This window comes from Limnoraphis robusta CS-951, from assembly GCF_000972705.2.
This window is the reverse complement of record NZ_LATL02000242.1, coordinates 19,578-29,063: the sequence shown is the minus strand read 5'-3', so window position 1 is coordinate 29,063 and position 9,486 is coordinate 19,578. Positions and strand designations below refer to the sequence as shown.

The 9,486-nt window shown below is 44.4% G+C and carries 6 protein-coding genes; 1 reads left to right on the top strand and 5 read right to left on the bottom strand.

Annotated elements, in window-relative coordinates; translation table 11 throughout:
* Positions 1-271 precede the first annotated feature (271 nt).
* From iscB to WN50_RS20760, 5 genes are all read right to left on the bottom strand, one after another.
* Positions 272-1,447 carry an RNA-guided endonuclease IscB gene (iscB, locus tag WN50_RS20775; RefSeq protein ID WP_082172508.1) on the bottom strand — a complete coding sequence of 392 codons (1,176 nt, stop codon included), beginning with the start codon at positions 1,445-1,447 and terminating at the stop codon, positions 272-274.
* A 284-nt stretch (positions 1,448-1,731) separates the two neighbouring features.
* Entirely contained in the window at positions 1,732-2,319 is a 588-nt protein-coding gene (locus tag WN50_RS20770) for a ribonuclease HII (RefSeq protein WP_046277584.1), read from the bottom strand.
* A 141-nt stretch (positions 2,320-2,460) separates the two neighbouring features.
* Complete coding sequence (gene rne, locus WN50_RS20765; protein WP_046277583.1) at positions 2,461-4,554, bottom strand: ribonuclease E; 2,094 nt, start codon at positions 4,552-4,554, stop codon at positions 2,461-2,463.
* Positions 4,555-5,057: 503 nt separating this feature from the next.
* Positions 5,058-5,228 carry a hypothetical protein gene (locus WN50_RS34775; RefSeq protein WP_160315416.1) on the bottom strand — a complete coding sequence of 57 codons (171 nt, stop codon included), beginning with the start codon at positions 5,226-5,228 and terminating at the stop codon, positions 5,058-5,060.
* 804 nt (positions 5,229-6,032) lie between these two features.
* Complete coding sequence (locus WN50_RS20760) at positions 6,033-8,675, bottom strand: TIGR03960 family B12-binding radical SAM protein (protein ID WP_046277582.1); 2,643 nt, start codon at positions 8,673-8,675, stop codon at positions 6,033-6,035.
* 400 nt (positions 8,676-9,075) lie between these two features.
* On the opposite strand from WN50_RS20760, the gene WN50_RS20755 reads away from it, so the two are divergent.
* Positions 9,076-9,270 carry a hypothetical protein gene (locus WN50_RS20755; protein WP_046277581.1) on the top strand — a complete coding sequence of 65 codons (195 nt, stop codon included), beginning with the start codon at positions 9,076-9,078 and terminating at the stop codon, positions 9,268-9,270.
* The last annotated feature ends 216 nt before the right edge of the window (positions 9,271-9,486 follow it).

Below are 9,486 nucleotides of genomic sequence, written 5' to 3'. Positions count from 1 at the left end.
ATAATAACTCAACTGGCAGGGTATTCAACCAGTTGAAAAACCCAGCATCTAATCGATGCAATGAACCTTGAAAACTTAAGGTATGGGGTTCTTGCAAGAAATGCTTTGGCCATATAAAACCTTAAAGCACCAAGTACAGAGAATCAAGCATTTTTTTCTCAAGTACGGTAGGGCATACCGAAACTATCTCTGAAATGGGATGAACGACTGGGGAGACTCACCCCTCTGGAGTAGGTTAGGAAACTAGCTTGCTGTAAGGGTTGTCAATGAATCAGTAATCCAAAGCCGTGAGGCTTGGAGAATCCCCTTTCTTTAGAAATGGGGAGTATGTCAAAATGTCACCTGTCTGAAAACCCTTGATCAACTTGAATTGGGGAACATATCTAGACGGGAAGCCAAATTTGTCAGTACGGCACATTTGTCTTGAGCCATGCCCTGTTGCTTTGATTAATAACGGCTGATTAGCTAATACAAAAAGTTCAAGAGTGTCACCTACGCAGGCGGCATCGAAATAATCAGTTTTAGGTAGTTGTAACCTCGTTCTATTGAATTTTGTTAAACCACCTGAACCTGTCGTAACGTCTAACCCTGTATCTTTTAATCCATTCAATAACGCCCAACGAGTAGAATTAACCGATGCTGCATCCTTTAATGGTCGTTTGGCTTGAGCTAGAATTTTTTTCAGAACATCAGGTTTTTTTGAAAGGAATTGCTCGATTGATTTTGTTCCTTTCTTGATGTTGCATGGCTCACAGGCTAGACACAGGTTGGAAATTCGGTTTGTACCACCTTTAGCTTTAGGATGAATATGCTCAACTTGTAATGGAACATTTTCAGCACCGCAATAAGTGCATTTTCTATCCCATTTGTTGAGTAAATACTCGCGAACCTCGTATCCAACCAGTTCACCTTGTTGATATTCAACCCCAGAGATTTCTGGGTTTTCTATCTGCTGTAAATCAAACCTGACAAGTTCTTGAAAAATGAATCGAATAGGTACAAGCCTTGATAACTTGTTTACCCAAGTCAATGTTGTTTCTACACGATGCTGAAGACTAGGAGCTAACCAACCTTTGGTACGGGTTCTATTTAGAAATTTTGGCTTCCTATAGCGGGTATGTCGATTTCTACGACTACGACGCAAGGAACGTCTTGATTCTAAAGCAGCTTTAATCGTTTGACCCCGATGAATTAGTTCAGCTACCCACAGAAGTTTAGAGCATGAGAGTATAGCTAGCCCAGTAACTTTTGAACCCGGGTCAATTTTCAACGTTAATGACTCTGAACTATCAGCTACCTCCTTATTTAAAATTATCGTAAATGGATACAATCTGAAAACTTTAGCCTTTCTAGCATTCAATAACTTCCGCGCTACTGACGGCTTACAAGGAGTCAAAGGTTGGCGTTTGGTATCAAGAACAAAAACGTAATTTGGTTTTTTAGACATTGTTGTGTCTTTCCTTTTCAGTAACGTTAGCTTCGCCAATGTTATCGGTCGGTAACTATCCAAAAAGCACTGTTTCAGTGACCTTAAAACTGTTTAACTTTTTGGTTCTAGAGCAAGGGACTAGCTACGCATCCCTTGGTAGGAACTTCAACACTTGCCGATAACGTAGACAACTAAGTCTTAGGCTGGTAAGCACGGCTTCGACTAATTTCTTAGCTGAAGCCCCGTCTCTTCAGAGCGGGGTTGCTTACATCCTTTTTAGGGCGAGATTCCATCCATCAACGTCATATTAAACCCAAGCCGATTTGACAAGGACTAAACGAAAGTCGGTGTTGCAAACAAGGGCCATAGCGTTGTAATGCTTGTTGGTGTTTTTTCGTTCCATATCCTTTATTGTTAATCAAGTCATATTCGGGATATTTGTTGGCTAAACGCACGATTAATTCATCTCGCCAGACCTTAGCCACAATACTCGCAGAAGCAATTACCGTTGAAGTTTGATCGCCTTTGATCACAGTTTGTTGGGGAATCAATAATCCAGGAATGGGTTGATTCCCATCAATTAAACACAAGTCAGGAGGCGGTTTCAACTTCAAAATTGATCGCTTCATCGCCAACAACGTCGCCTGGAGAATATTAAGGCGATCAATTTCTCGCACCGATGCAATGCCAATTTTACAGTCTAAGGCGATCGCTCTAATCTGATATGCGAGTCGTTTCCGAGCCTTGGGCTGTAACTGTTTGCTATCTCGCACACCAGAAGCCGCTAATTGAGCGATCGCTTCATCCGACAAGATCACCGCCGCCGCGACAACCGGGCCAAACAAAGCCCCCCGTCCGACTTCATCAACACCAGCAATGAATTGAGGCATAGAATTCTTTGATTACGAGGACTTGCTAACCCGGTTTCGTTCTCCACTGTTTCTGCAAAGTCAGAGTCAGGGCGAGTTCTTGACAGTGAACAGTTTGTAAGGGTAATTCATGAATTACCCCTATCAGTGAGCAGTGTTTACCTAGTCAGGTACCGCAGAGGAACGCCGACGCCGACGCCGACGACTTGAGGAGTCTGAATCATCCTCTAAATCGAGAGAATCTTCTAAATCCTCTGCAACAGCTAAGGACGGAGAAGGGGAAAACTCCTCAACAGCAATTTCCTCTGGAGGCTCAATAGAAAAAGAATCCATGCTCACCGTTGACTCAAAGGGTTCAGGTGAAGGTACTTCTATGGGTTCTTCCTCACTTTCCTCTAAAAGATCCTTGGGTGAGGGCGGTTCTTCTCCGGGTAAACGGACAGTCACAATTACATTTCTGGTATTTTTTAGGGTTTGATGAGAAAGCAGCAACGGTGAGATGCCCATCATGGCATACATCTGTTGTTCATCAGAAGTCATTTCAACAGAAATAACTTCCGGCTGTTCTGTAGGCGGTTTCAGGGTTTCGGACTTAACCGTGCGGCTTCTTTCTGCTAAGGTGCTTCGGGTGGGTAATCCTTCCGATAACTGAAGTTCTGGACGATTTTCATTGTATCCACTGGTAGGGGCGAGTCGCAAATGATTGCGGCTCGGTTCCGAATCACGAACCAAAGAATCCAACTCCCCAATTCGCCGACGCCGACGCCGACGAGCATTACCGGCTGTACTAATATCTTGATAGCTGGGATGGTTAATTAGCTCTAAATCTTGCAAATTGCTAGAAGAATCAAGCTCTACAGTTTCGGGTTCTTCTCGGGGTTGCGGTGCATCCAAAACCATCGTTTTCTCAGGAAGAAGCCGTTCTGTAATCTCCGGTAGACTACTGACAGACAATCCACTGCGAGGTGTTAATACCACCCGTTCCCCTGTCGTCGTGCTTTCAGTCAGTTCGACTTCAGATTCACCCGGAAGATGAACTAAATGCCCTAATCCGTTACAAGTCTGACAAGGACGCCCAAACAACTCATAGATATTTTGTCCCTGACGCTTGCGGGTTAACTCTACTAACCCCAACTCCGACAATTGAGCAATTTGGGGTCGTGCTTTGTCAGCTTTGAGAACCTTATTAAAGTGTTCCAGCACTTGCAATTGATCACGACGGGAATCCATATCGATAAAATCGACAATGATCACCCCGGCAATATTGCGTAAGCGCAACTGACGGGCAATTTCCGTTGCCGCTTCACAGTTTGTCCACAAAACAGTTTCTCGCGAGGTTGCTGAACGGGTAAACGAACCGGAGTTGACATCAATCACCGTTAAAGCCTCTGTTGGCTCAATCACAACATACCCTCCCGAGGGTAGATCAACTCTAGGTCGCAGGGCTTCACGAATCGCCGCATTTACCCGAAAATATTCCAGAATCGGAATGCGTTCTCGGTGGTGATCAATCAAAACTCCCTGGGGTGCTTTACCTGCACTCCAGTTCATCAAATGTTGCTTAACGCGCTTAATCCCGGAGTGAGAATCTACGACAATGCGATTGACATCGCCACTATACATATCGCGCAACACCCGTTGAATAAAGTCATTGTCGCGATTGAGTAAAGCCGGAGGTCGAGTTGAACTGCCTTCTTGTTGAACGTTTTCCCATTGTTTTTGTAGACTTTCCAAGTCTTCCAAAATGGCATCTTCTGCCATCCCTTCCGCTTCTGTTCGCACTAACAATCCCATCCCCGAGGGTTTAATTAAAATGGCAAGTGCTTTCAGGCGATTTCGTTCCGTTTCCGAACGAATCCGACGGGATAAATTGACACCCCGTCCGTAAGGCATCAGGACTAAGTAGCGACCCGGTAAGGTAATATTTCCTGTGAGTCGCGGGCCTTTCGTCCCGGTGGGTTCTTTCATCACCTGCACCAACACTTTTTGTTGAGGTGCTAATAATTCGGTGATCGAACCGGAAGACTTTTTCAACCGTAAAGGGCCGAGATCAGAAACATGGATAAATCCGTTCCGTTCTGCGTCCCCAATATTCACAAACGCTGCATCAATTCCAGGCAGGACATTTTCAACAACTCCTAAATAAATATCACTAACTTGGTGATTTCCGGTTGCAACAACGAGTTCTTGAATTTGATCTTCGGAAAAAACAGCTGCAATTCGATGCTGTTCGGCAATGATAATTTGTTTTGACATCTAATTTCCTCAAAACTTAGCAACACAGGAGGCAGCTACGCTGCGTGTACCTCTGATGTTGACTTGAATTGTTCGCGGAGCTTCTCCGGAGGAGCATCGTTGATCAATGATGTTTCTTCTAACGATTTGAGTTGGAACGGGAGAATAAACCCTGCGATCTGCGGCTCACAGAGAATTTCTAGAATAATAAACTGAAACAGATATTTATTAAGAAAGAACGGATTTTAGACCGGGTACTGGGCAATGGGTACATTAATTAAAAACTTCAGAAGTTCAGGAGTTCATAAGTTCAATAAAAAACAGTCACCTGTCATCTATAAACTCTCACCTAAACAGTCCCCTATCACCTTTCACCTGTTACCTAAATCATCCGTTTTTCTGCTGACTATCCGTTGTCACTTAACAAGCAAATTTTCGCAACTTGGGTAATTCCTTGAGAACTAGATTAGCCTGTTAACATTGAGTAAACTGTAATCATTTTTAGTCAAGCAATTCTTCTCTGACTAGAGATTTTGTTGACGTTTTACCGTCCTCAATACCCGCTCAAATACTCGTTCACCGTAGAAGAAAATCACCCGATCAATGGTCGTTGGTCTTTGGGATGAACGAGGGCTGATTAACATTAAATCATTCCACTGTTCGGCTAACTCACCGTTTGACTGACTGTTGATCATCCCTTCTAGCCTGAGTGGAGTTGGTTTGCTCAGTTTGGGGGTTGCTCAACAGATGCCTGGCTGAATATACTGCCTACCCTACAAGAAAACTTTGCCCAGATCAAGAGCAAGTTCGCCGATCATTTGGGCAATTCTCAAGCAAGGGTTCGCTTGGGTTCGCTAGCCCCTTATTCCCCCAATTTAGAATAAAGGTTGCTTCATTTACCATTGACACCACGATTTGCAATTAACTCCTTTAGCTATCTGTTTTGGTCACGAACGATCTGCGGCTCACCTCTGCTGCAAAAAAGCAAGTCCGGAATTTTTCAACGCTCCAAGATCAACGAAGAAATCTTACAAGTGTTGAGAAGTTCCACAGTGATCAACCGAATCCTTCGACTGGAATTTTATACCGATCTGTCGGTTCAATCCTCCAAATCTTGATGAATCGCTCCTAACAGAACAGCTTTGCTGGATTCTCACCCCAAACTCTATGCAATTATCCCATCAGAGGTTGTTTGGATAAAACGGTTTAAAATTTTTCCGAGGTGAAATACCTATTATGCTCACCCAATGTCAGCAAGAGGGCAGCTTTTTTTCCGGAACCTTCCCAGTTGAGTTCTTCTCAGTCTCGGTTGTCTCACCGATCTCAATAAGCGACTCTAGCTAAAGATTTTTAGGCTTGTAGCCTTAGCCCTAGATTTTATAATAACACCTATTTTAATACAACAAAAGGTACGAAATCTCCCGAATCGGAGTAAGACTCGGGCAAACAACCCCAAAGATCGCCATTCACTATCAATCTCGGGGTTGTTGTCTACCTGTCTATTGCAGGATAAGCCGTTGGCGATGAATACGCAACAGTTCCAACTCCTGCTGACTGACCTGCTCTAACATATAGAGAACCTGTTCAGGACGAAGTTGAGTTCCATCGTTGTGACACCCTCCGACATAGCGTAAAGTCACCGTATCAGCTTGTTCGGTGTCCGGCATCCCCATCTGTTGGCTAGGCTCCACGAACTCTAACTCAAACAATTGTTCACGTAGATTAAGATACCGAATCTTTCTCGACTTCGTGGTTTTCTCCCAGATGATCTCCTGAGAATCTAAAACGGCTGTAATCCACTCTAACCATTGTTGTTGTTTGAACCCAGACTCCCTCCCTGTGATCGTTAACCCATATTCCGCTTTGTCAAGTAACTGAGCCGCAGTTGGTGATTTCACATCCATCCGTTCAACATGATAGATGGGTAAATCCGCAGGTAAATGAGTCTCTAACATCTCCCTAAACCGCTCAACCTCCATCGACTCGGTGAGATCAAATTCCACAATTTCACCGCTACTGGTTGCCCCCAACGGTAGCGCATTCGCCGCCGAAATCCGAGGACTGGGATGATATCCTCCACTAAAGGCGATCGGCAAAGAAGCCCGCCGAGTCATGCGATCCAACACTTTCATTAAATCTAAATGCCCCACTAACGCCAGATCACCCTGTTTGCCGATAATCACCCGCATTCGTTCAACTCGTTGAGAGTCGGGGACAAAATGACCAGAAAATTGGGGAATGGGGGGCGGTTCAATCACAATATTGTGACCAAAATCAACCCCACAAACCCCACAGTGAGAACAGCCTTCAAAAGAACAATCCGGTACTGTCGCCGCTTCTAACGCCCGTTGTAAATCTTCCTTTAACCAACTTTTGTCAATTCCGGTGTCAAGATGATCCCAAGGCAAAGGCTGATCAAGTAACTGTTGAGTTGTTATTTCCGAGTCTCCCAACTCCATGACATTCCATTCGCCATTCTCGACTTGACGATATTTCCAACTTAAACCCGCTTCGGCGATCGCCTCTGTCCAAGCCGCAAACGCCCGATCTTGGCTTTCCCACCAAGCATCCATCCCGGCTCCGAGTTCCCAAGCCCGACGTAAAACCGGGGCTAAACGGCGATCGCTGCGTCCCACAAAATCTTCCATCGCCGAAATACGAACATCGGTAAAATTCACCTTAATGCCTTTCATCCGCCGAAATTCAGCTTTGAGTAAGTCTTGCTTGCGTTTAAACTCTGTCGTTGAAACGGAGTGCCACTGAAAGGGTGTATGAGGTTTCGGCGTAAAATTAGAAATTGTTAGATTAAAATTCAACCGTCGTTGCTTAGGTACATAACATTCCCGTTGTAACCATCTGACTGTTTCCGCGATTCCCAAAATATCCACATCAGTTTCGCCCGGTAAACCGATCATAAAATAGAGTTTGATCTTATCCCAACCTTGTTCGTAGGCGGTTTTAACGCCCCGTAGCAGTTCTTCGTTGGTTAACCCTTTATTGACAATATCGCGCATTCGTTGGGTGCCTGCTTCTGGGGCAAAAGTCAGGCTACTTTGACGCATCCCGCCAATAATATTGGCAATATTTTCATCAAAGCGATCAACCCGTTGACTGGGTAAAGATAGAGAAACATTTTGATCTTTGAGGCGGTTTTTGATTTCTAACCCTAAAGCGGGTAAAGCCAAATAGTCTGAACAACTGAGCGATAGTAAGGAAAACTCATTATATCCGGTGGCTTTCATGCCTTTTTCAATGGCATCAACCACTTGTTCCGGTTCGACATCTCGGGCGGGGCGAGTTAACATTCCCGGTTGACAGAAGCGACAGCCTCTTGTACAGCCCCGTCTCACTTCGATTACTAAGCGATCATGGACGGTTTGGACATAGGGTACCATCCTAATGGAATAAGCAGGCATGGGGGTCGCGACGCGCCGCAGAATGCGTTGGGGAACATCGGGGCGGTTGGGATGCACGGAACCGTCTGCTGCCATGTCGTAGAATTGAGGCACATAAACGCCGGGAACTTGGGCTAAGTCGAGGAGAAGTTGTTCACGGGTTAAATTGTTGGTTTTGCCTTCTTCGAGAATTAAGCCAATTTCTGGTAATAATTCTTCACCATCTCCCAGGGCGATAAAGTCGAAAAAGTCGGCGTAGGGTTCGGGGTTGGAGGTGGCCGTTTGTCCCCCGGCAAATATTAGGGGATATTGTCCCTGGGGTGTATTTCCGTCTGGGTTTTGGCGTTCTTTCCAAGTTAGGGGAATTTGAGCCAAGTCCAACATTTCTAGGATATTGGTGACGCCGAGTTCATAACTGAGGCTAAAACCGAGAATATCAAACTCGGGTAAGGCACGACGCGACTCTACAGCAAATAAAGGGGTTTGGGTTTGGCGGAGTTTAGCGGCGAGATCGGGAGCGGGGAGATAGGCGCGATCGCAAAGCTGACGAGGTTGAGTATTGAGGATATTGTAAAGAATGATATGTCCTAAGTTTGAAGCGCCGACTTCGTAGATTTCTGGATAGGTCAAGGCCCAATGAACTTGGGCGGAGTCCCAGGGTTTATGTTTTGCGCCTAGCTCGTTGCCTAAATAGCGAGCAGGTTGATTAATATCGGGGGTAATGAGTTTCTCTACTGCTACTATCACTGTTAACCTCGCTTTGCATGACGGTTTTCCTCAGTTGAGGAACTTTAAATCATTGAGTTCCCCCTCAGCTTACCAATCCTTTGAGTTTAACAGTTCTTGATTATCTTATCGGAAATTTAACGTTTTTGTTTGATTAAATACTGACAAAAATGGTATTTTAGTGTATAGCAGTTTGGGTACCAACAAGTTTGGAACAAATTGCTCCATCTGATAATCTAAGTGGATGAGATGCAGCAGAGTTTGATGATGTGGGGGGAGTGGAATTTCAACTCGGCAACGATTAGCGATCGGGTGAGTTGTTTTGGTGATACAGATCACCCAAAAGTTTACCTTAAGATCACAAGCGTTGAGCCGTATTCATTAGAGAATTAACATAAGCAGAGTTACCCAAATAGCAATCATGGCAGCTACCAATGTAATTCACCAACTTGTTTCCAAGGCTTTGTACTTCAAACGCCTAACACCGGAAATCGAAAACGAGATTAATTGCGAATTAACTCGACTTGGCTATATTTCTGATACAGACTATGAAGCCTTAGAACTGTTGATGGAAGAAATGGATGCAGGTCGTGTCCAACTTGTCCCGAGTTCTTAACAACAATGGAGGTCAGCTCAAGTTAGACCCATTGGTGCATCTATATTGAGCAAGCAATATTACCATTGTTTTTGAGCTGTTTTTAAACTCAAATTTTAGGTGGAATTTCTCTCAGTATAAATGAATTGAATTTCAACAGGTTTCACCCAAAAAAAAACACGAAAAACTTGAAGGTTATCTGATGTTTTAATGAAAATTACTCAAACTGATATTATA